Annotated in this window: 18 protein-coding genes; 9 read left to right on the top strand and 9 right to left on the bottom strand. The window is 55.3% G+C overall.

Annotation, left to right across the window (positions count from 1 at the left end):
* Nucleotides 1-3: 3 nt before the first annotated feature.
* The 5 genes from mrdA to rpmJ all read right to left on the bottom strand — a co-directional run bounded on the left by mrdA (nucleotide 4) and on the right by rpmJ (nucleotide 4,851).
* Nucleotides 4-1,914 carry a penicillin-binding protein 2 gene (gene mrdA, locus H6868_04640; GenBank protein ID MCB9988608.1) on the bottom strand — a complete coding sequence of 637 codons (1,911 nt, stop codon included), beginning with the start codon at nucleotides 1,912-1,914 and terminating at the stop codon, nucleotides 4-6.
* Between the two features lie 3 nt (nucleotides 1,915-1,917).
* On the bottom strand, nucleotides 1,918-2,457 hold the full coding sequence (mreD, locus tag H6868_04635; GenBank protein MCB9988607.1) for a rod shape-determining protein MreD: 540 nt from the start codon (nucleotides 2,455-2,457) through the stop codon (nucleotides 1,918-1,920).
* Nucleotides 2,458-2,525: 68 nt separating this feature from the next.
* On the bottom strand, nucleotides 2,526-3,122 hold the full coding sequence (gene mreC / locus H6868_04630) for a rod shape-determining protein MreC (protein MCB9988606.1): 597 nt from the start codon (nucleotides 3,120-3,122) through the stop codon (nucleotides 2,526-2,528).
* Nucleotides 3,123-3,518: 396 nt separating this feature from the next.
* Entirely contained in the window at nucleotides 3,519-4,562 is a 1,044-nt protein-coding gene (locus H6868_04625) for a rod shape-determining protein (GenBank protein ID MCB9988605.1), read from the bottom strand.
* A gap of 163 nt (nucleotides 4,563-4,725) precedes the next feature.
* Entirely contained in the window at nucleotides 4,726-4,851 is a 126-nt protein-coding gene (gene rpmJ / locus H6868_04620) for a 50S ribosomal protein L36 (GenBank protein ID MCB9988604.1), read from the bottom strand.
* A 212-nt stretch (nucleotides 4,852-5,063) separates the two neighbouring features.
* Between rpmJ and H6868_04615 the strand changes: the two genes are divergently transcribed.
* From H6868_04615 to H6868_04605, 3 genes are all read left to right on the top strand, one after another.
* Complete coding sequence (locus tag H6868_04615) at nucleotides 5,064-6,287, top strand: EAL domain-containing protein (protein MCB9988603.1); 1,224 nt, start codon at nucleotides 5,064-5,066, stop codon at nucleotides 6,285-6,287.
* A 190-nt stretch (nucleotides 6,288-6,477) separates the two neighbouring features.
* Entirely contained in the window at nucleotides 6,478-9,915 is a 3,438-nt protein-coding gene (locus H6868_04610; GenBank protein ID MCB9988602.1) for an FG-GAP repeat protein, read from the top strand.
* Nucleotides 9,916-10,048: 133 nt separating this feature from the next.
* Nucleotides 10,049-10,666 (top strand): hypothetical protein, encoded by a 618-nt coding sequence (locus H6868_04605; protein ID MCB9988601.1) that lies wholly within the window; start codon nucleotides 10,049-10,051, stop codon nucleotides 10,664-10,666.
* Between the two features lie 117 nt (nucleotides 10,667-10,783).
* Here the strand turns inward: H6868_04605 and H6868_04600 are convergent, their stop codons facing one another.
* The 4 genes from H6868_04600 to H6868_04585 are packed head-to-tail and all read right to left on the bottom strand — an operon-like array spanning nucleotide 10,784 to nucleotide 17,881.
* Entirely contained in the window at nucleotides 10,784-13,015 is a 2,232-nt protein-coding gene (locus tag H6868_04600) for an adenylate/guanylate cyclase domain-containing protein (GenBank protein MCB9988600.1), read from the bottom strand.
* A gap of 15 nt (nucleotides 13,016-13,030) precedes the next feature.
* Nucleotides 13,031-14,350: an HlyD family type I secretion periplasmic adaptor subunit gene (locus H6868_04595; GenBank protein ID MCB9988599.1), complete on the bottom strand. Its 1,320-nt coding sequence runs from the start codon at nucleotides 14,348-14,350 to the stop codon at nucleotides 13,031-13,033.
* Complete coding sequence (locus H6868_04590; GenBank protein ID MCB9988598.1) at nucleotides 14,347-16,551, bottom strand: type I secretion system permease/ATPase; 2,205 nt, start codon at nucleotides 16,549-16,551, stop codon at nucleotides 14,347-14,349. The genes H6868_04595 and H6868_04590 overlap by 4 nt, the downstream gene beginning before the upstream one ends.
* Nucleotides 16,541-17,881, bottom strand: a complete 1,341-nt coding sequence (locus H6868_04585; GenBank protein ID MCB9988597.1) for a TolC family protein — start codon at nucleotides 17,879-17,881, stop codon at nucleotides 16,541-16,543. Before H6868_04585 ends, H6868_04590 begins: the two co-directional genes overlap by 11 nt.
* A gap of 251 nt (nucleotides 17,882-18,132) precedes the next feature.
* Between H6868_04585 and H6868_04580 the strand changes: the two genes are divergently transcribed.
* Genes H6868_04580 through H6868_04555 form a run of 6 tightly spaced genes read left to right on the top strand, consistent with a single transcriptional unit; the run spans nucleotide 18,133 to nucleotide 23,950 of the window.
* Nucleotides 18,133-19,428, top strand: coding sequence for a Re/Si-specific NAD(P)(+) transhydrogenase subunit alpha (locus H6868_04580; GenBank protein MCB9988596.1), 1,296 nt, complete (start codon nucleotides 18,133-18,135; stop codon nucleotides 19,426-19,428).
* Nucleotides 19,429-19,440: 12 nt separating this feature from the next.
* Nucleotides 19,441-19,845 carry an NAD(P) transhydrogenase subunit alpha gene (locus H6868_04575; GenBank protein MCB9988595.1) on the top strand — a complete coding sequence of 135 codons (405 nt, stop codon included), beginning with the start codon at nucleotides 19,441-19,443 and terminating at the stop codon, nucleotides 19,843-19,845.
* A 4-nt stretch (nucleotides 19,846-19,849) separates the two neighbouring features.
* Nucleotides 19,850-20,737: a transporter substrate-binding domain-containing protein gene (locus H6868_04570; protein MCB9988594.1), complete on the top strand. Its 888-nt coding sequence runs from the start codon at nucleotides 19,850-19,852 to the stop codon at nucleotides 20,735-20,737.
* A gap of 7 nt (nucleotides 20,738-20,744) precedes the next feature.
* Entirely contained in the window at nucleotides 20,745-22,133 is a 1,389-nt protein-coding gene (locus tag H6868_04565) for an NAD(P)(+) transhydrogenase (Re/Si-specific) subunit beta (GenBank protein MCB9988593.1), read from the top strand.
* 2 nt (nucleotides 22,134-22,135) lie between these two features.
* Nucleotides 22,136-22,906: an SDR family oxidoreductase gene (locus tag H6868_04560; GenBank protein ID MCB9988592.1), complete on the top strand. Its 771-nt coding sequence runs from the start codon at nucleotides 22,136-22,138 to the stop codon at nucleotides 22,904-22,906.
* Nucleotides 22,907-22,939: 33 nt separating this feature from the next.
* On the top strand, nucleotides 22,940-23,950 hold the full coding sequence (locus tag H6868_04555; protein MCB9988591.1) for an alpha/beta hydrolase: 1,011 nt from the start codon (nucleotides 22,940-22,942) through the stop codon (nucleotides 23,948-23,950).
* Nucleotides 23,951-23,971 lie beyond the last annotated feature (21 nt).

Here is a 23,971-nt window from a genome sequence, read left to right as displayed (position 1 = left end):
CGGTTATTCCCCTTCCTTCTTCGGCTTGCGGGGCGGCGGAACATCCGACGGTCCCGGACTCTTGTTCATGCGCAGGGACGTTGCCGCCGGGTTCATTTCCTGTGCCTTGGTCAGCAAATCGCGCGCAATCGGCGCTGCGGCTGCCGAACCGCTACCGCCATGCTCGACGACCACCGCCGTCACATAGCGGGGATCGCTGACCGGCGCATATCCGACAAACAGGGCATGATCCCTGTATTTCCATGGTAAATCTTCATTCCGGGTGATGCCTTCGGCTCTCTGGCTCTGGGTAATCCGGCGGACCTGCGCCGTCCCGGTCTTGCCGCCCATGCGCATAGCAGATTTCTCAATCCGGGCTTTAAAGGCCGTGCCCTTGCTATTATTGACCACGCGGTCCATGCCCTGACGCACCAGATTTAAATGATACGTCTTGAAGCCCAGAGAAGGCCATTCCCTGTTTTCATCTATATAAGGGCGATCCCCTATCAGCCCGGTTACCCAGGGCCGCACGGCCTTGCCGCCGTTTACCAGCCGCGCCGTCATCACCGCCAGCTGCAGCGGCGTGCTTTGTATGTAGCCCTGTCCGATGCTGGCCACGATGGTTTCCCCCGGACGCCAGACTTCGCCGAAATACCCCATTTTCCAGTTTTTATCCGGCATCAGACCGGCGCGCTCTTCTTCCAGCTCGATCCCCAGCTTCTCCCCCAGCCCCAGCTTATGAGCATACTCGGCCAGCGCATCAATCCCGATCTCGGTCGCCAGCTCATAGAAAAAAATATCGCAGGACTCGGCCAGCGCATCAATCATATCGACCCGGCCATGGCCGCTGCGTTTCCAGCAGTGAAACCGGTCGCCGCCATAATCGTAATGGCCGGCGCAATAAACCGATTTGTTGCGGCTGACTTTACCTTCTTCCAAAGCGGCCAGCAGTGTCACCATCTTAAAGGTCGAACCCGGCGGATATTGTCCGGCAACAGCCTTGTTATTCAGGGGCAGCCCTGTGTCCGCCAACAATTCCTCCCATTTTTCCGCCGGAATCCCTTTGGTAAAAAGGTTCGGATCAAAGGCCGGCGCCGAGGCCAGCGCATATACAGCGCCGTTATGGACATCCATGACGATGGCGCTGGCGCTTTTTTCCTGCTCCAGCCGCTCTTGCGCATATTGTTGCAGCCCGGCATCAATCGTCAGCCGGATCATATCACCGGGACGGCCGTCAATCCGGTTTAACTCCCGAACCTCCCGCCCGACAACGTTGACTTCGACTTCGGCTGTTCCCGCCGTTCCACGCAGGGCATGGTCGAAACTTTTCTCGATGCCGGTCTTACCGATCTTAAAGCCCGGAAGCGTCAAAACAGGATCGTCTTCTTCCAGATCCCCCTTGCTGACGGCCCCGACATAGCCAACCAGGTGCGCCGTCGCCTCGCCCAACGGGTATTCCCGCAACTCGCCGACATCAATCGCCAGCCCCGGCAAATCCGGCAGGTTTACCTCTATCCGCGCCACTTCTTCCCACACCAGATTGTCTTTCACTTCGAGCGGGACAAACGACGCGCTTTTTTCAGCCGTTTTCAATACCTTACGGATATCTTTTTGAGTCAGGGGAACAAGTTCCTGCAGCTTTGTCAGGGCTTGCTCCAGATCGCCGGTTTGCTCCGGCACGACCAGCACCCTGAAATTCTGCCCGTTGACCGCCAGTGGCGTGCCGTGGCGATCGACGATCAGGCCTCGCGAGGGCGTCAGCATCTTGACGTTGATCCGGTTCTTATCGGACATCATCTTGTAGCGCTTGCCCTGCACCAGTTGCAGCCACGCCAACCGGCCACCGAGCAACGCCAGAATCCCGCCCTGCGCGGCGCCGACAATTACGGCCCGGCGGGTAAATGTGCGGATACGGCCTTCATCGCGCGGTTCCATAGCCTAAACACCCCCCATCGTTTTCTTGGGGGCCGGTAGCATCCGGTGGGTCAGCACCAAAAGCATGCTGATAAAGGGGAACAGAAAGAAGCTAACAGCCCCGTTGATAATGGCGGGCATGATATCCCCCCACATGCCGACGGCTATGCCCTGCAATCCCCATTGCAGCAAGGCCACGGTTTCGACCATAAGCCCGAAAATAAACCACATAACGACAAAGGGCTGCCCCATCAAAAACCGGCGCTGGGTTCTGACGATAAACTGCACCAGAACCAGAATCACCGCATTCACGCCCAAAGCACCGCCGGCGACAATATCCATCAACAGCCCCAACAGCATGCACCACAGCGGCGCGACCAGAGTTGGCCGGTAAATCGCCCAGTAATAGATCGCCATCACGACAAAAAACGGGTTGAGATTTCCGACAAAAACCACGGAAAAAGACAGGGAATTCAAAAGCGCCAGAGAAACCAGCAAAAGCTGGGGCACAACAAAACGCAGGGCAACCCCCGGTCTGAAGAACGGTTTATCGGCAGATTCCATCCCTATTTAATAAAGAGCTTTCCGCAGAGACGCAAGGCAAGGCAAACAGTCAAACGGGAAATATCCGCCTATAATCCTGAGACGGCCTGATAGTCCACAACCCGGACAAAGCCCAGCCGGTCCAGATCCGCCACCGGCCGCACAGCCATCCGGCCATCTTCCAGGGCAATTAGCTCGCCGACCGGCAAGCCCGGCGGGAACATTCCCCCATGCCCGGAGGTCACAATACGGTCCCCGGCTTCGGCCTTGGTGTCGGCAGGCAAATGCAGCAGCTCCGGGTAGGAATCGTTGTTTCCGGCCAGAATGGCGTGATCGTTTTTACCCTCGATCATCACCGGAATGCGGGAGTTCATATCCGTCAGCAACAAGATGCGGGCCGAACGGTCGCCCGTTTCAATCACGCGGCCGACAACGCCGTTATCCGAAATAGCCGCCTGTCCTTTGCGCACACCATCGGGGCTTCCGGCCAGAACGATAACGCTTTGCACATAGCTGTTTCCCGAATCGGCAATCACGCGCGCCGTAATGTAATGATGTTGCGGCGGCAGTTTCAAATTCATCAGTTTTTCGAGGCTGTCCTGACGGGCCTGCAGGACAAGCGCCGTTTGGTACCATTCCCGGAGCCGGATATTTTCAGCCTTCAACCGTTCGTTTTCAGCCTGCATCTGCGCGAAGCCGGTGACGGTCCCGACGGTATCGGCGGCTTGCTGAAATGGTGCATTCGCCGCCGCCAGAACCGGGGCAAAAAAGTCGATGACCTTTCCGCGCACGCCTTGCCCGCCGTCATCATAAACGGCAGAAAACAGGTAAAGCCCGATAGCAAGGAACAAAGACAGGAATGTCGGCAAACGCGCCCCCCACACATGCAGGGGGATAACACGGGAAAATCCTCTGGATCGTGATCGTAGTTTCAAATTTCAAAGCCTTGAAAAGACGTTAAGCAGAAACGTTTTTGCCTGATATTAAAAATACCCGGTAACCGCGATGAATGCAATCACCTGAAAAAATCTTATCAACATCCTGTTAAAAAGGAATGAATCGTACGCGGATGGACTTTCCCCTTAGGCGTAGCCGCCGATCAAAACGCGTTTGAGGGTTTTCATTTCTTCGAGCGCGTGCCCCGTGCCTAAAGCAACGCAGGACAGCGGATCGTCGGCAATCGCAACGGCCAGCCCTGTCGCATGGCGCAGGACGAAATCCAGATTGGAAAGCAGCGCGCCGCCGCCGGTCAGGACAATGCCTTTTTCAACGATATCCGCGGCAAGTTCAGGCGGCGTATGTTCAAGGGCTACTTTAACCGCTTCGACAATCTGGCCGACCGGCTCGGCCAGGCTTTCGGAGACCTGGCGTTCGGTAATGACGATTTCTTTCGGCACACCGTTCATCAGGTCGCGGCCTTTAATTTCGATCTTGCGGCCTTCGCCGTCGGCTGGCGGACAGGCCGAGCCGATTTCTTTTTTGATGCGCTCAGCCGTCGTTTCCCCGATAAGAAGATTATGCACCCGGCGGATATAAGCGATGATGGCCTCATCCATTTTATCCCCGCCAACGCGCACGGAGCGGGCATAGACGATCCCGCCCAGCGAGATCACGGCGACCTCGGTCGTGCCGCCGCCAATATCGACGACCATCGACCCGGTCGGTTCTGTGACGGGCAGGCCCGCCCCGATCGCGGCAGCCATCGGCTCTTCGATCAGGCCCACCTGCGATGCGCCTGCGCTTTCAGCCGATTCGATAATCGCGCGCTGCTCCACGGCGGTCGAGCCTGACGGCACACAGATCACCATTTTGGGCGACACGAAAGAGCGGCGGTTATGCACCTTGCGGATGAAGTGTTTAATCATCGCTTCTGTGACTTCGAAGTCGGCAATCACGCCGTCACGCAGCGGACGGATCGCAACAATATTACCCGGCGTGCGGCCCAGCATTTGTTTCGCTTCGTTACCGACCGCCAATATCTGCTTCTTGCCGTGCGCCATGGAGATGGCCACCACGGACGGCTCGTTCAACACAATACCCTGATCGCGCACATAAACCAGCGTATTGGCCGTGCCCAGATCGATTGCCATATCGGCAGACATAAAACCGAACAGTCTTGAAAACATCTAACAGTCTCACAAAGTATAAGGAACGCACCGGTTATAGCAGACAAAAGACACCCGCGCACCAAGATATTTCGCCTTATTAACAACTATAAAAAAAGCGTTGCCGACACAGCAAAAGGCCCGCGATCAGGCGGGCCTTTAAATTAAAGAGCCGTTTTGAAAATTAACCCTGACGCGCCTTGAAGCGTTTTTTGATCTTGTTGATCACATACACACGGCCGCGACGGCGGATAACCTGACAGTTCCGGTCCCGCGTTTTCAGTGTTTTTAACGAATTTACCACTTTCATTATCTTAATCCTTAAATGGCTGTCTTTTTCAGCGAAACCGGACACTACACGCCCCGACCCCGGTTTGTCAAGCATTCAGCGCAAAGAAATTCACACACCAAAAACACGAAACCAACCGCACATATTTGCGAAATAGTTGATTGATTTCCCGGAAAAAGACACGCATCATAGAGGCGAGCAGTTTCCAATCACACTATTCCTTATCAAATTCCATGAGCAGCATACAAACACAAAAGACATTTAAAGCCGGGGAAACCATCATGACGCAAGGCGAGGAAGGCTCCTCCGCCTATATCATCGAAGATGGCCAGGTTGAAATTTCGATTGAGCGCCCGGACGGCACCATCCAGACCGTCGGCACACGCGGTGAAGGCACCATTATCGGGGAAATGGCGATTGTCGACGCAGCGCCACGCACAGCCACCGTGAAAGCGACAAAAGACTGCAAATTGCTGGAAATTTCCCGTGACGACTTTTCCCTGCGCCTGAAAACCAGCGATCCGGTTATCCAGATGATTACGCAGGTTATCCTGACCCGTTACCGCGACACGCTGGCACGGGCCGAGATTCTGGGCGAAAGCCAGAATTTTCCGCCGCCGGAAATGGTTGAGCGCGATTATGCCTCCCAGACCGACGTGGTTGAATCCGTCAAAATCGCCAATGAATTCAAAGACGCTCTGGATAAGGGCGAACTGGCAATGCACTACCAGCCGATTATTGACCTGGCGACCGGCGATATTGTCGGTTTTGAATCGCTGATGCGCTGGACACACCCGGAACAGGGCTTTATCTCCCCCGGTATTTTCATTCCGATTGCCGAGAAGACCGGTTTGATCGTCGAAGCCTCCAAATGGGCGCTCAAAGAATCATGCGAAGCCCTGAAACGGATCGAGGGCAAGGTTTCGACCTCTCGTCCTTTATATATGAGCGTCAATTTCTCCAGCCATGATTTCGCCGAGGAAACCTTTGTCACAAACGTTTTGAGCACGATTAAAAACAGCGGCCTGAAAAACGAGCAGATCAAACTGGAAATTACCGAACGATTGCTGATCCAGCAGCCGGATAATGCCAAGGAAACCCTGAAAGCCTGCCGCAAGGAAGGCATCGGTATTTCCATCGACGATTTCGGGACGGGCTATTCGTCGCTCAGCTACCTGTACTTTTTCCCGATCGAGACATTAAAAATCGACCAGAGCTTTATTCGCTCCATGTACCGGGAAGAACGCTCTCTGGAACTGGTGAAATCCATTGTCGGCCTTGGAAAAAACCTGAGCATGGACATCACCGCCGAAGGGGTCGAGGATATCGAGGAAGCCCGGTTGCTGCAAACCATGGGCTGCGATAGCGCACAAGGATATTACTTCGCGCGACCGATGCCGGAAGATGATGTAGTCGAACACATCAAAAACTGGAAATCCCTGAAGCTCGCCGTCTAAAATTTTACCGGTATTCCCTGAAAACGCCTGTCGTATTTATATCAAATTTTAGGCGATAATTACCTGTTATTAATGAAATTCCGGCACAATAAAGGATGCGGCAGGTGTATTCCTGCGGCGTGGGTTTGGGTATATAATGAATAACCAGAGCGAAAAGCCGCTCTGACAGGGTACGAAGGGGAGAATAAACATGGCACGGACTCCGGATCAGGATTACAGCGATCAGACGAGCGCACATGGTGGAAACGCCGATTCTCAGGTTGAGACTATCTCGGCGACGGGACAAGAAAGCATCGAGATCCCCGGCGGCGATTTCATTGCCAGCGCCGATATCATCAAGGATGGCGCCGACCTGATACTGGAAGGTGCTAACGGTGAAACCATCGTTATCGAAGGTTATTTTGACGCCAGCCCTGCCCCGCTTTTGATGTCGCCCGATGGCGGCGCCCTGACCCCTGAACTGGTTGATTCCTTTGCCCACAATGCCGGCCCCGTACAATATGCCCAAAACGGAACCCTGTCCGATGTTTCTCCCGTTGGTGCGGTCGAAGAAATATCCGGGGACGCCACGGTGACCCGTGCAGACGGCACCACCGAAACACTGACGATCGGCATGCCTATTTTCCAGGGCGATATCGTCGAAACATCCGCCGAAGGCGCAGTTAATATTGTCTTTTCCGATGATTCCAGTTTTGCCGTTTCGCAAAATGCACGGCTGGCGATTGATGAATATGTGTTCGATCCGGCCAGCGAAAGCGGTTCATCGAATTTCTCCCTGCTGCGCGGGGTGTTTGTCTTTACCAGCGGCCTGATTGGCCGGGATGACCCGGATGATGTCGAAATCGACACGCCAATCGGTTCGATCGGGATTCGTGGTACGACCATCGCCGGGCAGATTGAACCTGATGGCGACAGCTTTGTTACAGTCACCGAAGGGGCGATCGTTGTGCGCAACGGCGCCGGGGAAATGGTGCTCTCTAACCAGTTTGAGACCGTGCGCCTGACCGGGTTTGACAGTGGCATGGAAAATATGGGCACGATGGATGCCCAAGCCCTTGGCCAGAGTTATGCCGGACTGAAAAGCGTTGCGCCCGTGTTCTTTACCGGGCTGGGCGCTGGCACGGCTGGCGACAACGGCGATACCGGTGACGCCGGCGCGCCTGAACCGCAAGCCGCAGACCAAGCGGCCGGTCAAGAGGCTACCGCCGCCGATGGCGACCAGCCGGGTGATGCCCCCACCGCCGATGGCAGTGAACCTGTTTTCATGCAGCCACCGGAAACCGGTACCGTTAGCTTTGATGCGGCCGTTTTGAACGAAGGGGGCGATGGCACCCTTATGCCGCCGCCGCCCACAAGCACAACGACGGATAGCCTGTCGACGACCGATGGCACCATCGCCACCACAGATACAGGCATTGTTCTTGATAACACCGTTCAACTGCCGCCGCTGGGATTAAACATTCTTCACCACGCCCCGCTGGTCGGTGTTGCGGCGGGCTATGTTGTGGCCGATATCTTCACGACACACCCCTATCCGGGCGTTGTCTTTGATACGGCGAGCACCAGTTCCTATTTCACGTTCGTGGACGGCCCCGGCCCCAATCAGGCGCAAATTGTTTTGACAGCGGTCGGTGCAAGCGCCATTAACGGCGGTACTTTGACCGCCGGAGATTTTATGGATGCACTGATGGTTCATGCCGTGCTGCCGGATGGCCGCGAACTGACACAACCTGTCGCGATTGCCGTCGGCAGCCCGCCGGTGCTGAACCTGAATACGCTGGGCGGCGAAGATGGCTTTGTTATTACGCCCAACGCGGCAACAGCCGGCGGTTTTGGTTCCTCGATCTCGGCACTCGGCGATATTAATCATGATGGCCGGGACGATTTCGTCTTCACAAACAACAGAGCAAGCGGTCAGACGATTATCTGGAAAAGCGGAACCGGGCCGGTCTCTGCCCCGATAGACGCCACCGACGACCATCATTCCCACGTTGCCGGGATCGGTGATTTTGATGGGAACGGAACACTGGATTATATCACCGGTTCTCCTGATGATGACACGGGTGCCTCAAATGGTGGTTTATACCGTGACAGCACGGGCACAGCCGTGAACATAGGCGGTGATGTCGGCGGACGACTGGGTGATGCCGTTGCCGGGATCGGTGATATCAATGGCGATGGTTATAGCGATGCCCTGGTCGGTGCACCGGGCGCTACAGCCGGCAACGGGGAAGCCACTGTTATTCTGGGCGGCGGGGTTGGCCCCACGTCAATCTTCGGATCAGCGGGTGATCGTTTTGGGCAGCAAGTCAGTGGCGCCGGGGATTTCAATAATGACGGATTTGCCGATTTTATGGTGGCTGCGCCCAACTCAGTCACCTCTCAGGCGCATCTGTTTTATGGGATAGCCGGTGGTGTCGACATCACCCCCGACAAGACCTTTAGCGGCCTTTCAACCGGCAGCGATGTCCCGATGTTCTATATGGGTGATATCAGCGGCGATGGCGTCAGCGACATCATGATTGTTGATGACCTTACCAATCAACTGCATTTGCTATATGGCGGCGGCGGCGTCGACACGAACCTTAGTGACGGCGTCGGCACTAACGGATACACCATCGACGGCACCGGTTACGATATTGTTGGCGGCGGCTTTGCCGGGGATTTCAACGGCGACGGCCACGATGATATCGCCATCGCGATCCGTGATGGATCCAGAGCCGATATTTATGTCCTGTATGGCCGGGAAAACTGGGCGGCCTTTGATACACAGGTCGGCACAGTCGATCTGAAATGGGCGCTGGACAACCCGGATAACGCCTTCCATATGAGCTACAATATCGGCACGGCCGGTACGTTTGAATTTGAAATCACCGGGGTTGGCGATGTCGATGGTGACGGGTTTGACGATCTGGCGATCGGCATGCCGGATGCCACAGGCGGGGCCGGCGGAATTGGTGTTGTTCTGGGACGCCCGAATGACAGCCTCCTTGAGGGTGGAAATCCCGATATGCACGCCGCCGGTTATAACGGCCCGGCGAATGTCGTTGCCTCCAGCGCCAATGATGCACTGGTCGGGGATGCCGGCACGAACGACCTAAGAGATAACAGCTACGCAAACATCTCGATGCATGGCGGGGCCGGGAATGATCTCTTGCATATCAACTCTCTGGGATTATCGGCTCAGATATATGACGATGGTACGAACAAAGAGCTGGGGCGTATCGATGGTGGCGGCGGGTTTGATGTTCTGAAATTCCATGGCGACAGCAGCGTGCTTGATTTTGCCTCTGTCGGTTCCGAAGGTCTAAGCGGGATTGAGAAAATCGAACTCACCGGTACCAGCCAGACTCTGAAACTCGGCTTTGATGACATCTTCAGCCTGCTTCAGGAAAGCCAGAATGGGAAACTGATGATTGTCGGCAATGCTAACGGGACATCGCTGATAGAAATAGATGATAACGATACCGGCTCTGGTAATTTCAACACCAATGTCGGCCTCAGCGCCACCCCCTTTGACAGCAGCGTCGGAGCTACAAGCATTGATGGCATTAACTTTTACCAATATACGATGGGCGGCTATACGCTTTTGGTCGACCAAAACACCGCGGGCATCACTCTGGTGTGACGTAGAAAAAAGAATTTTCTAATACGTTAGAAAAACATCCCGGTTTTTATCGGGATGTTTTTTTGTTTGCATTTCAAATGAAAATCCGATACAACACTTCCCATAATTATTCAAATGGTAGCAGGAGAAATTTATGACGGCCCTGACACAAGTTTTTAACTTTGATACTTTGAATTTCAGCAATGGGTATAACAACATCGGCCCTTCCTACACACAAGGTGACTTTACCTTTTTAGTTGAGGGCGGCGATCTTATTGTTTTTGGTCCCGCTGGCGGAAGTTATGTTGGTTCCGGTGCCATAATGCCTGAACTGGGCACAACGCTTAGCATTACAAACAACAACAATGAACTGTTTGGCATCAGCTTTGCTGAACTTGGTGACGTTGTTGGCGGCCTGGGTGCTTCTGCCGTTGAGTTTGTCGGAATTAAACCCGACGACACGACGCTTAGTCTATCCCTGACGACAGATGGTGGCACCATTGATTCTCAGATGCTCTTGACGCCTTCTCTGGATGATATTTTGTTCAAAGAAGTTACGATTGCTCAATCTATTCCGCCTTGGCAGCTCGATAGTATCGGCCTGAAGACCGGGTTTAATGATAACTCTGATGGTGGTAACGGTGGTAATGGCGGGCATGCCGTGTCTGAACCGTCATCGGCCATCCTTATGGTTGCTGCACTGGCCGCGACAACGGTCGCGACAGGTGTCAAAAAGATGTTTGCCAATAAAGCTCCGAAACTGGCGATCTAATTCCAGATTTCGTTTTAAAAGTTTCAATCAAAAGCCCCGTGATCCTCCTCCGGGGCTTTTTTGATGGCCCGATTCCCCCTTCCGGATGCTTCGCTACCGCTCGCAATGACAATTTTTTTACTTGCTGGTGGCGGTGAAGACGCCGTCCCAGTCGGCACCCGGCGGGTTTTTCTTAAACGCTTTCATCCGCGATTCGATCAGGTCGTAATAGCCGCTCATGGTGTCCCCGGCTTGCGCCCGGCACGCCGTTATCCGGTCTGCGGCCGTTTTCCAGTCCTGCGCCCGGTACGCGGTCAACATCGCTTCGTGCGCCGCGCGCCACGTGCGGAAGACTTCGGTTTGTGCGTGAACCTCATCACCGGCCAGCACATAGATCCGCACTGGTTTATCCTTGCCCTTGACCCGGATTTGATCCAGTTCGAGAATCGCCATATCCGGCACCAGAACCGCGGTATCTTCGCCCAGCATGATATCGACGCCGTAGGCCTTGGTTTGCCCCTCCAGCCGCGAGGCCAAATTCACGGAATCGCCCAGCGCCGAATAGGCAAAGCGCTGCTGTGATCCCATGTTGCCGACACTGGCCTGCCCGGTATTGATCCCGATCCCGGCCTGCAGCATGATCGGTTCCCGGCCCAGCTCGGCGGCTTTTTCACGCAGGCCCGCGTTAACCGCTGCCAGCGCGCCGCCCATTTTCAGGGCCGCTTGACATGCATGGCGGGCATGGTCCTTATCGTCCAGCGGCGCATTCCAGAACGCCATCATCGCATCACCCATATATTTGTCGATGGTACCGCGCGTTTCCATCACGGCATCCGACATCGGGGTCAGGAAGTTGTTCATCAGGCGGATGAGTTCTTCTGGCTCCAGCCCCTCGGAAATACTCGTGAAGCTGCGGATATCGGTGAACATGGTCGTCAGCTCACGCGTCTCCCCGCCCAGCTTCAGCCTGTCGGGGTGTTTGGTCAGCTCGGCCATGAAATGCGGCGATATATACAAACCGAACGCCTGCCGGACCTGTTTTCGCTCGGCTTCGGTGCGGATGTAGGTGAGGAACACAGAGACAACGAAGATTATAAAGATAGAGAGGCTTGGATAAACAGGATCAATCAAAACACCCAGATTCAAGAAAGCATATTGTGAAAATACAAATGCCAAAATGATCGTCATAATAGAAGGAAACAGAAGCCAGTAGACACCAACCAAGGGCGTCAGCAAAATCAAAAAAAGCCCAATTCCCAGCACGAAAAAATTCTCGGCATTTAAAACGGTAAGGGGCCTGATGAGATAATTATTTTCCAATATTTGTTCGACTGCATTCACATGGATTTCCACACCGGGCAAAAGTCCCAACGGGGTTGACCGTAAATCCTTTAATCCTTCGGCACTGGATGCAATGAACATGATTTTACCGTCGATCAAACCACGTACTTCATCATCATATTTTTCATCTAAAATCTTGTATGCTGGAATATAATTTTCAACCGCTGTTCCCGGACGAAAATAAATCCATATTTTGCCCGCATCGTCTATCGGAATGTGATATTTGCCAACCTTTAATTCGAACAGGTTTTCAAAGCTGACATTACTGAATTTGTTGTTGAGTATCAATTTGGGAAAGGGGCCGTTTTTATCACTGAGACGTACGGCTTCCAAACCAAGCGCCGGATATAGATATTTGCCATTACTAAAAACCAGAGACGTGCGCCTGATTACATTGTCAATTTCAGGATCCGCCATAAAGCTGCCATTTCCCGCAGCGGCTTTTTCAAGAACGGGTATAAAATTTGATGTCGATGCAAAACGAAAGCTATTAGAAACGAAGTAGTTTTTTATATCTTTTTTAACAAGAAAGCCCGCTTTCACAGCAGGCATTTGCTCTCCAATACCATGCGTAAAGCCGCTGACAAACCGCCCGTAATCTTTCATGCTCTGCGCCAGAATTTCATCATTATCAACTTTAAAACGATCGTATTTTTCAATCACATCGGCACGATCCTGTTCCGGCAGTATATCAAAAAACCGTTTGGGGGATGTTCTGTCCGGTTCAGCCAATACGCCATCAAAGGCAACTACCTTTGCCCCTAATCTTCCCAAGTTATCAATTATTTCTGCGAGTGTCGTTCTGGGCCAAGGCCATTGGCCCAGAATTTGAAGTGATTCATCATCAATATCAACCACGCTGACCTGGCCATTAGATTGGCGCGGATCTTTTTTCAGATAACTATCAAATACGATAAATTGTATCCGTTCGCGAACCGGGTTTTCCGGCTTGATAACAAATACCAGGACGATCAAAAGCAAAAACAAAAACCCGAAATGCACCCAGCGGCTGGTCAGGAGTTTCCCCATCGGTTTTCCCCTCCCCTAGCGTTCACGCAGTGCCCGGTCAAAGCCGCGTTTGATCGGTTTCAGCAAATAATCCATGATCGTGCGTTTGCCGGTGATGATTTCGGTTTCGGCCTGCATCCCCGGCGTTACCGGCAACGGGTTTTCGGCGCTCCCCAGATAATTGCGATCCGATTTCACGTCAATCTCAAAAAAGCTGTTGCCTTCGCGGTCCTGATTACTGTTAGCGCTGATCCGGACCAGACGCCCTTTGAGCGCCCCGTAACGCTGCGTGTCATAGGCGCTTATTTTTATCTTCACCGGCTGGCCGATCTGCAAAAATGCAATATCAGAGGGCGATACGCGGGCCGTGATCTTTACCTCGTCATCCGTCGGGACGATTTCAACCAGTTGCTGGGCCGGCTCGATCACCCCACCGATCGTCTTGAGGGAAATATTGTTGACGATCCCGGTAACCGGCGCGCGCAGCTCCGTCCGGTAGACACGGTCCTCGATCGACTTCATGCTTTCTTCGAGCTGTTTCAGGTCCGTTTCAACCGACCCCAGTTCCCCCAGCGCCTGCGAGCGGAATTTATCGCTCTGGTCGTCCCGTTCCTTTTTGGCGGAGCTCAGCTCTGATTCCAGCCCGGTCAATTTTTCCTTATAAGCGTTGGTCTGGCCGTATACATCCGACAACTCCCGGCGCAAACGAATTTCTTCCAGCTCCGGCAAAGCTTTTTGCTGTACCATTTTTTCCGTGATTTTCAGCTCCTTGTTCAGCGAGGCGCTATTCCCGCCCAGCCGCCGGATATGGGCGTTGGTTTCGGCAATTTCCGCCGTAACCCCGTCGATCTTGTCGTCAAGGATAGCAATCGCATTGGCCAGTTCCTGCTGGCGCGAGCGATAGAGCTTTTCTTCGTTGGCGGCGATGTCCGGCGCTTTTTCCGTGATATCGGCGGGCATGGCAAAATCCGTGCCTTCCGCTTCGGCCGTCAGCCGGGCTTTCTTGGCCCGCAGGCTCAGGGATTTGGCTTCGGCGCCGCGGCCCTCAGAGGCAAAGAACACGTCGCTGATCCGCATCAGCACCTGATCCTTGGCGACGCGGTCGCCTTCCTGCACCAGCAGTTCGGCCAGAATGCCGCCCTCCAGACTTTGCACGATCTGGTTTTCGCGGCTGGGAACGACCTGCCCGGCGCCGCGGGTGATTTCCTCGACCTCGGACACGCTGGCCCAGATGATAAACAGAACCACCATCGCCGTCACGGCAACCAGCATGACATTCGCCGCCAGATGCGGTTTCAGGCGCACCGCAGCTTCCAGTTCGCTCATGAATTCGGTTTCATGGTTCTGGCTGCTCATGATCCCTCCTTCGGCACTTCGACTTTGCCCTGTGCCAGCGCGGCGATAACCTTGTCCCGCGGGCCGTCAACAATTACCCGGCCCTGATCCATCAGGATCAACCGGTCGACCAGCGCCAGCAAATTCTGGCGGTGGGTAATAAGGATAAACGTCTTGTCGGCGACCTGCTGGCGGATATGGCGGGTAAAGGCTTCTTCGGCCTGCACATCCATGGCGTTGGTCGGCTCGTCACAGATAAAAATATTGGGGCGGGACAGCATGGCACGGGCCAGCGCGACGGCCTGCCTCTGCCCGCCGGACAACCCTTCACCGCGCTCCCCGACCGGGGCGTCATAGCCCATCGGGTGGCGGGAAACAAACTCATGAACGCCGGAGGCTTTGGCTGCCGCCAGTATTTCGCCTTCGCTGGCCTGCGGGTTGGCAACGGTTATATTCTCACGGATCGTACCGCGGAACAGCACGACATCCTGCGCGATATAAGCCATGTTCCGGCGCAAATCAGCAGGGTCGATCTGGCGATAGTCGGTATCATCGGCATAAAGCGCGCCCTGATCCGGCTCGTAGAGCCCCAGCATCATCCGGGCGATTGTGCTTTTCCCCGATCCGATCCGGCCAATCAACCCGACCTTTTCCCCGGCCTCGATCGTAAAGGACACGTCATTCAAAACCGACCGCGCTGTCCCCGGATAGGCAAAAGACACGTTATCGAACGCTATTTTGCCCTGCAGGGACGGGCGGTGCAGGAATTGTTTGTCCTGTGGCCGTTCGACCGGCAAGCTCATCACCTTGTTCAGGGTCGCCAGCGATCCGCGCGCCTGATGATAACGGGCCAGAAGGTTTGCCACCTGTCCGATCGGCGCAATCGCCCGGCCACCGAGCAAGACACAGGCGATCAGCGCGCCCATCGACATTTGCCCCTGTTGCACCAGGTACATGCCCATCAGAACAATAATGATCGTAGCGCTTTGCTGCAGGAACGTCGCAACGTTCACCCCCAGCGCCGATACAAAACGGGATTTTTGGCCTGTGGCGGCAGCCTCCCCGACCAGCGTGCCATAGCGGGCGCGCAAGCGGCCATCAGCGCCAATCGCCTTGATCGTTTCCAGCCCGCCAATCGTCTCGACCAGCAAACCGTGTTTAATCTCGGCCGCGTGCAGGGATTTGCGCACCATCATTTTCAGCGGATATTGCAGCGCCATCCCCGCGCCGATCACCACCAGAATCAGGCATGCCAGCATAAACGCCACCGGGCCGCCCAGAAGGTAGATCACCAGCAAATAGAACAAAGTAAAAGGCAGGTCCACCACAGCCGTCATCGTCGCCGATGTCATGAAATCGCGCACGCTGTCGAAATCGCGTAGCATATTGGCAAAAGCGCCGCTTGACGATGGCCGCCCGGCCAGCCGGATATCCAGAAGCTGATCGTAAATCCGGCGCGATGCCACCACGTCAATCCGCCGCCCGGCCAGATCGATAAAATAACCGCGCAGGGTCCGCATGATAAAATCAAACGTGAACGCCATCAGCGCGCCGATCGCCAGCGCCCAGCCCGTTTCAATGGCATTATTCGGGATCACCCGGTTGTAGAAATTCATAATAAACAGCGGGCTGACCAACCCGAACAAATTGATGAGCACAGCGGCGAGCGCCACCCGCCCGTAAAGCCCGCGGTTGTTCCAGAACACGCCCCAGAACCAGTGGCGATCAACGTCATCCTTTTCCGGCGTAGACGGATCGGCAAACTCGGCGCGCGGATGAATGTGAATGACATAGCCGGCGGCACTTTTTTTCAGATCCGATAACTTCACGGCTTTTTCAGCGCCGCTTTCGGGCAAAAAGACTTTTGCATGGCCCTTTGCCGCATCGACTGCCATCAACACACAGGCCTGTGCATTTTTAAGAATGAGAACCGCGGGCAACGCCGCCTCGGATATTTTTTCAATATGAGCCTGTTGCACAATCCGGGTTTTCAAGCCCAAACGATCCGCCGCCTCGCAAAACAAATGGGGGCCCATACCGTTTTCATCATAGGCCAGACCGGCCTTGATCGCCTCTGATGACTTGGCGCGGCCATAGTGAGCGGTCAGGTGAACAAGGCACTCCAGCAAGGGATCAACGGTATGCCCCTGCGGTTTTTCCTGCCCGGTACTGTTCTGGCTTTTCCCGGCCTTACCGGCTTTTTTATCGGTATTACTGTCCATCCGTTTGAACCGGCACTACGTTCAGGGCATCCTGAAGATTGCCCATTCCTGCCAAGGCTGCATATTGCGCGCCGATATAGCGATATTCACCGTTCATGCGCTCCAGCTTGGCGTTAAACAGTGTGTTTTCTGCCTGCAGTAATTGCAGGAGATTCACGCGTGAAGCCTCAAACTGCTGCTCATAGGTCGCCAGCAAGTCACGGTTCAGATCAACGCGTTCACGCAGGACATCCAGCTGCCGCTGCGCCGTTTCCAGATCGCTGTAAGCAACTTGCACAGCCTTGGCTACCGTCCGCTCCATTTCTTCCCTTTTAGCAAGGCTTTCGGCCTTGCGGTATTCGGCCTTGCGCAGGCGGGCGCGCTCGGCGCCGGCAACATTAAACTTCCAGTTCATCCGCACTAAAGCGCGAGCATCCGTTACTTCGCCGCCGATAATGTCCCTTTGGTCACGTTTCAGGTACGACAGCTCGCCGTTAAGCGCCGGGGTCAGCTTTGCCCGCTCGGACCGGGCCTCATGGTCATACGATTCGCCGGACAAAGACGCCGCGATCAAGCTGGGGTGCGTTTCCAGCGCCATCTTCAAGGCATCCTCCGTTGAGGACGGCAAAATCCCGTCCTCCGGTGACGGGCGGTTCATATCTTCGTCGGGCTCATGGCCTGTAATTTCGGCATACTCGGCGGCGCTTTTGCGAAGCTGCCCTTCCAGAGAGATCAGCGTATCCTCCAGCTGGGTCCGGACATCCCGCGCCTGCACCGTCATCGAGGCATCTGCCGCGCCCTCATCGACCATCCGGCCAATCCGCGCGATGTAGTCGTCGATTTTCCCCTTATGGGCCAGCGCCGCCGCCAGCGCTTCCCGGCCCCGCATAACATCCAGATAGGACAGCACCGTCCGCAGCGCCATTTGCTCGCGCGTATCTATAATCTTGTAATCGGCGGCCGTTTCACGGGCGGCCGCGGCTTCCACCCGGTTTTGCGTGCTCCCCGCATCAAACAGGAGCTGGGTCATCGTCACGGACCCCTCCCAAAAGCCGGAATAGCCCGCGCCGCGCGTTACGCTCAAACCGCGGCTGGTGCTGTTATCCCCGTAAATCCGTCCGGCAGCGCTGCGCACTTCCACTTGCGGGAAATAACCGTCGAAATACTCGTTCTTTTCTTCCATCGCGGCATCGCGGGCGGCCATCGCCGCCTCAACGGTCGGGTGATTATTCAGCGCCGCTTGCACAGCCGACGACAAAGGCTCGGCGCGCACCGTCGTAGAAGAGCAAAGCGCTAAAACAGCCCCTGCCGTCCATAATCCGGTTTTCAATAGGTATTTTTTATCGGTCATATAGAAACGTCGCTGGGACAAAGATGAAAAAAGACGCGGCATGCGCAAGAATCTTATATAGAATCTAACCAAGAACACACCGGAAAGCAAGCCTGTTCCTGTTATATGAGAAACCGATAATAACATAACTATATAAAATCACACATCGCTGTGAAAAACATGGCGGCGCCCTCTTCACAAAGCGTCAAAGATGTCACATATTCCTTTGTATTCATTTCAAAAACCGACAGCTTGTACAGGGGTGCCTATCCGTGAGTTTAAAAATTGCCGTCCTGAAAGAAACAGCCGCTGATGAGGCCCGCGTTGCCGCCTCTCCGGAAACGGTTAAAAAATACACGGCGCTGGGCTGCAGCGTCACTATCGAATCGGGCGCCGGGCAAAAAGCGTCCTTCACCGATGACGCCTTTAAAGAGGCCGGAGCCAAAATTGCCAAAAGTGCCGATGAAACCTTGAAAAGCGCCGATATTGTCCTGTGCGTTCAGCCGCCTGCCGCTACGGCGTTGAAAGACCTGAAAAAAGGCGCGCTGCTGATCGGTATGCTTGCACCTTACCAGAACGGCGCCCTGATCGAATCACTGGCAAAGGCCGGGATCGACGCCATGACCATGGAGCTGGTGCCGCGAATCAGCCGGGCGCAAGCGATGGACGTCCTGTCGTCCCAGTCAAACCTTGCCGGATACAAATCCGTTCTGGATGCCGCCGAGCAATTCAACCGCGGCTTTCCGATGATGATGACCGCTGCCGGAACCGTTCCCCCGGCGAAAGTGTTTGTTATGGGCGCCGGCGTTGCAGGGTTGCAGGCGATTGCGACCGCCAAACGTCTGGGCGCTGTTGTATCAGCCACCGATGTCCGGCCGGCTGCCAAGGAACAGGTGCAATCACTGGGCGGGACGTTCGTTGCCGTCGAGGACGAAGAATTCAAACAGGCTGAAACCGCGGGCGGTTATGCCAAGGAAATGTCGGCCGAGTATAAAAAGAAACAGGCCGCTCTGACCGAAGAACACATCGCCAAGCAGGATATTGTGATTACCACGGCCCTGATCCCCGGTCGTCCGGCGCCGAAACTGATTACCGAGGCGATGGTCAAGACCATGAAACCGGGCGCGGTGATTGTCGATCTGGCAGCGGAAACCGGTGGCAACTGCGACCTGACCGAAGCCGGAAAAGTCGTTGAGAAGCACGGCGTTATCATCGTCGGCCACAAAAACGTGCCGAGCCGTCTGGCGGCCAGCGCCGCCGCGCTTTACGCCAAGAACCTTTTGAACCTGATGAATTTGCTCGTCGACAAGGACAGCGGCAAACTGGCGATCAACCGGGAAGACGAGATCGTCCAAGGCATCCTCCTGACCAGCGGCGGCAAAGTCGTTCACCCGCAATTCGGGGCGGCGAAAGCCAAAGAGCCCGCCGCAAAAAAGGAAACAGCGGCCAAGCCAAAGCCTGCGGCCAAAAAACCGGTTTCCAAGGCACCGGCGACGAAAAAAACGACAGCTAAAAAACCGGCGGCAAAAAAAGCGGCCGCCAAGACATCAACCACGACAAAAAAATAAGGATCGTGAACCATGAGTAACAACACATTATCCGAGAGTCTGGCCGAACTGGCGAATCAGACAAAGGCGCTGGCGGACCAGACAGCGGCCATGGCCATAGAAGCCTCACATTCCATGGCGACGGGCGATCACGGCGACGGCTTTCTGGTGACCGGTTTGACCGTTTTCGTGCTGGCCTGTTTTGTCGGTTATTACGTGGTCTGGCGTGTTACCCCGGCCCTGCACTCGCCGCTGATGGCGGTGACGAATGCGATTTCTTCGGTGATTATCGTCGGTGCGCTGCTGGCGGCGGGGGCTTCGCATAACGGATTTTCCCAGTTTCTGGGGTTTCTCGCGGTGATCCTCGCCTCCGTGAACATCTTTGGCGGCTTTATCGTGTCGCGCCGGATGCTGCACATGTTTAAGAAAAAGGGGTAAGAACGTGAAATCCCTCTGGACCGTCACCATCATCTGCTTAGTCGTTGCCGCCAGCATTCTGACGGTGAGAGAGACGGCTATAGCGGCTGACGCCGGCAAAGAAAGCGCTTACGACCACATTATAAAAACCCGGACAATCCGCTGCGGTTACAATTATTACGAACCGGTCATCATGCGCGACCCGAATACTGGTGAATTTTCCGGCATTTTTCCCGAATACATGGAAGCGCTGGCCAAAGCCACAGGACTGAACATCGAATGGACGCAGGAAGTCGGCTGGGGCGATGTGCCCGCCGCCCTGCAATCCGGGAAAATCGACGCTATGTGCGCCGGCAAATGGGCCGATGCCAAGGATGGCGTCCAGAGCGCCTTTACCGTTCCGGTTTTCTTCAACGCGATCGAAGCCTACGTTCGCGCCGACGACCATCGTTTCGACGATAACATGATGAGTGCCATCAACGACCCTGCCGTAACCATCGCCGCCATAGACGGCGGCGTAACGGAAGACATCGCCACTGAAGATTTCCCGAAAGCCCGACGGCTGCAACTGACCATCATGGAGACGGATATTAACCAACTCATCAACGTCTCTATGGGTAAAGCCGACATCACCTTTACGAATCACGGCCAGGCCTCCGGCTTCATGAAGAACAATCCCGGCAAGATCCGCAGGCTCGCGCCGGACAAGCCGCTGCGCGTTTACGGCGTAACGACGGCGATTGACATTCACGAACGTGAATTGCTGTCTCTTCTTAACACAGCCACGCAGCAGCTCCAGAACAGCGGCGTGATCGACCGGATTCTCGACAAATACGAATCCGACTATCCCGGCGCGTTTAGCCGCGTTGCCAAGCCGTACCAGACTCAACACGAAGAAAAAAAAGAGGACTAATATACCAATGGAAACACTTGCCCCCTTGGCCTATCTGATATCGTCCGTCTGCTTTATTATGGCGCTGCGCGGTTTGTCGCACCCGGAAAGCGCGCGGTCCGGTCTTGTTTACGGGATGAGCGGCATGGCGCTGGCGGTTGTGACAACGCTGATGCTGCCGACGGTGACCTCTTACGGATTGATTATCCTCGGCATTATGATCGGCGGGACGATCGGCGCGGTGATTGCCAAGAAAATCGAGATGACAGCCCTGCCCCAACTGGTGGCGGCGTTTCACTCGCTGGTCGGTCTGGCGGCGGTTTTTGTCGCGGCGGCGGCATTCTATTCCCCGGAAAGCTATGGCATCGGCGAGCCCGGCGCCATCAAAACGGCCAGCCTGATCGAAATGGCGCTCGGCGTCGCGATCGGGGCTGTGACCTTTACCGGCTCGATTATCGCCTGGGGCAAGTTACAGGGTAAAATCTCCGGCAAGCCCGTGACATTCCCGATGCAGCACCAGATCAATGCCGGGCTGGGCGGCTTGTTGCTCTTGTTCGTTATCCTTCTGTGCGCGACCGGCAGCGGCTTTTTCTTCTGGATGATTGTCTTGCTGGGCCTCGCGCTCGGCGTTTTGATGATTATCCCGATCGGCGGCGCAGACATGCCGGTGATCGTTTCGATGCTCAACTCCTATTCCGGGTGGGCGGCGGCCGGTATCGGCTTTACGCTGCATAACAACCTGCTGATCGTGACCGGCGCGCTGGTCGGCGCCAGCGGTGCGATCCTGTCCTACATCATGTGCAAGGGCATGAACCGCAGCTTCTTTAACGTGATCCTTGGCGGCTTTGGCGGCGAACAGGCCGCGGGCGCAGCGGCGGATCACGGCGACCGCAATGCCAAAATGGGCGCGGCGGATGATGCGGCCTATATCATGAAAAATGCATCCAGCGTTATCATCGTTCCCGGTTACGGGATGGCGGTGGCGCAGGCCCAGCACGCGCTGCGCGAGATGGCTGACATCCTGAAGAAGGAAGGCGTTGACGTAAAATACGCCATTCACCCGGTTGCGGGCCGTATGCCAGGCCACATGAACGTTCTGCTGGCCGAAGCCAACGTGCCTTACGACGAAGTGTTCGAGCTGGAAGACATCAACCGCGATTTCGCCCAGACCGACGTGGTGTACGTGATTGGTGCAAACGATATCACCAACCCGGCGGCCAAGCATGACAGCTCCTCACCCATCTACGGGATGCCGGTTCTGGATGTTGAAAAAGCCGGGACGGTGCTGTTCGTCAAACGCTCGATGGGATCGGGCTATGCCGGGATCGACAACCCGCTGTTCTATGCCGATAACACGATGATGCTGCTCGGCGATGCCAAGAAAATGACGGAAGACATCGTCAAGGCGATGGAATAGCCATGGGCTATCCAATTTACACACCGCAATGCGTTTTGATTACCGGGGCCACGAGCGGTTTCGGGACGGCGTTTGCCAAGCGCTTTGCCGCCAACGGATCACGCGTTATCCTGCATGGCCGTAATTCCGACAAGCTTCATCAGTTGCAGGAAGTTGTAGAGGGCGACACCCACACGATCTGTTTTGACGTCACCGACCATGCGGCGATGAAACAGGCGCTCGATAATCTGCCTGACGGTTTCAAGGATATCGACTGCCTGATTAACAACGCGGGCGGGGCGCTGGGGCTGGAGCCGGCTCAGGACGCTAATCTTGAGGACTGGGATTCGATGATCGCCACCAACGTGACGGCACTGGTTCACATGACCCGGCATGTATTGCCCGGCATGGTGGCGCGCGGGCGCGGGCATATCATCAATATCGGTTCGATTGCCGGAAACTGGCCTTATCCGGGGGGCAATGTTTACTGTGCGTCCAAGGCGTTTGTGAAACAGTTTTCTCTGGCTTTGCGCGCCGATCTGCACGGCACCCACGTGCGCGTCACCAATATCGAGCCCGGCATGGCGCACACCGATTTTTCACTGGCACGTTTCAAGGGCGACAAGGAAAAAGCCGACGCCGTTTACGCCCATACGGAGCCGCTGTCAGCCGAAGATGTTGCCGAAACGGTTTACTGGTCGGCGACCCTGCCGGCGCATGTCAACATCAACACGCTGGAAGTCATGCCGACGGCCCAGAGTTTCGGGCCTCTGCCCGTTGAAAGAAACGTCTAGCCTGTATCCGCGCCGCATATTACAATGCCCGTCATGACTAGTGATTCGGTAAAAGACCGCCCCGCCCTCGAAGATCGTTTTCAACAACCACCCGGTTGGCGCTGGCACACATTTTCAAATGCCAAGGGCCGCAAAATGCGGTTTGGCACGGTGGCACCGCCCAGCCATATTCCCGATGCGATTGTGATTGTCCTGCCGGGACTGTCGGAATTTAGTGAAAAATATTTTGAGCTGGCCCACGACCTGCTTAAACGGAATCTCAGTATGTGGGTTTTGGACTGGCAAGGACAGGGAAAATCCGAACGGCACCTGAAAAACCGCCATAAACGCCACGCCACCAGTTTCGATGACGATGTTGCCGATCTTCATTTTTTCCTGATGGAATACGTCAAGCACGCCGCCGTTCACCCGGATATCGGGCGCATTCCGCTGGTGATGCTCGGGCATTCGATGGGCGCCAATATCGGCCTGCGTTACCTCAGCCAGCACCCGGACATGTTTGCTGCCGCGGCCTTTACCGCCCCGATGCTGGGCATTAAATCCCTTAGAGCCTTTCCGGGATGGCTGCGGCTGGCGATTTCGGGGGCTTTGAACGAATCCATGAATTCCAGCTACATATTCGGCGGCGGCGACTGGGATCCCGAAATTCGCCCGCGCCGCGCCCACGACACGCTATCCAGCGATCCGGTCCGCGACCAGGTTCATAATACGTGGTGCGAATTCGACCCTGACCTGCAAGTTGGCAATGTAACGTTCGGCTGGGTTCACGAAGCGCTGGTTTCGTGTTACAAGCTTGCCAAATCCCGTGTTCTGCAAAGTATCCAAACGCCTGTCCTTCTGGCGCTGGCCGAACAGGAAAAACTGGTCGACAACAAGGCGATCAAAAAAGCCGTCCAGAAAATCCCGCAGGCGACCTTGCTGGAGCTTCCCGACTCCCACCACGAAATTCTGATGGAAAAAGATGAAATCCGGGATCGTTTTCTGGCCGCCTTTGATGAGCTGTTGACAACCAACGCCATCAAAGAGAAAGTAAAACCGTTCTAGATGTGGCACGCTGCCCGCACG

The organism is Rhodospirillales bacterium, from assembly GCA_020638175.1.
GTDB lineage: Bacteria > Pseudomonadota > Alphaproteobacteria > Micavibrionales > Micavibrionaceae > JACKJA01.
The sequence above is the reverse complement of the archived record's forward strand: the minus strand, read 5'-3'. Positions and strand labels throughout refer to the sequence as shown.

Excerpts from the sequence above, each read along its gene's own strand:
- H6868_04590 (MCB9988598.1), bottom strand. The coding sequence starts at position 16,551 with ATGGACAGTAATACCGATAAAAAAGCCGGTAAGGCCGGGAAAAGCCAG.
- H6868_04625 (MCB9988605.1), bottom strand. The coding sequence starts at position 4,562 with ATGTTTTCAAGACTGTTCGGTTTTATGTCTGCCGATATGGCAATCGAT.
- mreD (MCB9988607.1), bottom strand. The coding sequence starts at position 2,457 with ATGGAATCTGCCGATAAACCGTTCTTCAGACCGGGGGTTGCCCTGCGT.
- H6868_04600 (MCB9988600.1), bottom strand. The coding sequence starts at position 13,015 with ATGGGGAAACTCCTGACCAGCCGCTGGGTGCATTTCGGGTTTTTGTTT.
- H6868_04565 (MCB9988593.1), top strand. The coding sequence starts at position 20,745 with ATGGAAACACTTGCCCCCTTGGCCTATCTGATATCGTCCGTCTGCTTT.
- H6868_04585 (MCB9988597.1), bottom strand. The coding sequence starts at position 17,881 with ATGACCGATAAAAAATACCTATTGAAAACCGGATTATGGACGGCAGGG.
- H6868_04555 (MCB9988591.1), top strand. The coding sequence starts at position 22,940 with ATGACTAGTGATTCGGTAAAAGACCGCCCCGCCCTCGAAGATCGTTTT.
- mreC (MCB9988606.1), bottom strand. The coding sequence starts at position 3,122 with ATGCAGGCTGAAAACGAACGGTTGAAGGCTGAAAATATCCGGCTCCGG.
- H6868_04605 (MCB9988601.1), top strand. The coding sequence starts at position 10,049 with ATGACGGCCCTGACACAAGTTTTTAACTTTGATACTTTGAATTTCAGC.
- rpmJ (MCB9988604.1), bottom strand. The coding sequence starts at position 4,851 with ATGAAAGTGGTAAATTCGTTAAAAACACTGAAAACGCGGGACCGGAAC.
- H6868_04575 (MCB9988595.1), top strand. The coding sequence starts at position 19,441 with ATGAGTAACAACACATTATCCGAGAGTCTGGCCGAACTGGCGAATCAG.
- H6868_04615 (MCB9988603.1), top strand. The coding sequence starts at position 5,064 with ATGAGCAGCATACAAACACAAAAGACATTTAAAGCCGGGGAAACCATC.
- H6868_04595 (MCB9988599.1), bottom strand. The coding sequence starts at position 14,350 with ATGAGCAGCCAGAACCATGAAACCGAATTCATGAGCGAACTGGAAGCT.
- mrdA (MCB9988608.1), bottom strand. The coding sequence starts at position 1,914 with ATGGAACCGCGCGATGAAGGCCGTATCCGCACATTTACCCGCCGGGCC.
- H6868_04610 (MCB9988602.1), top strand. The coding sequence starts at position 6,478 with ATGGCACGGACTCCGGATCAGGATTACAGCGATCAGACGAGCGCACAT.
- H6868_04560 (MCB9988592.1), top strand. The coding sequence starts at position 22,136 with ATGGGCTATCCAATTTACACACCGCAATGCGTTTTGATTACCGGGGCC.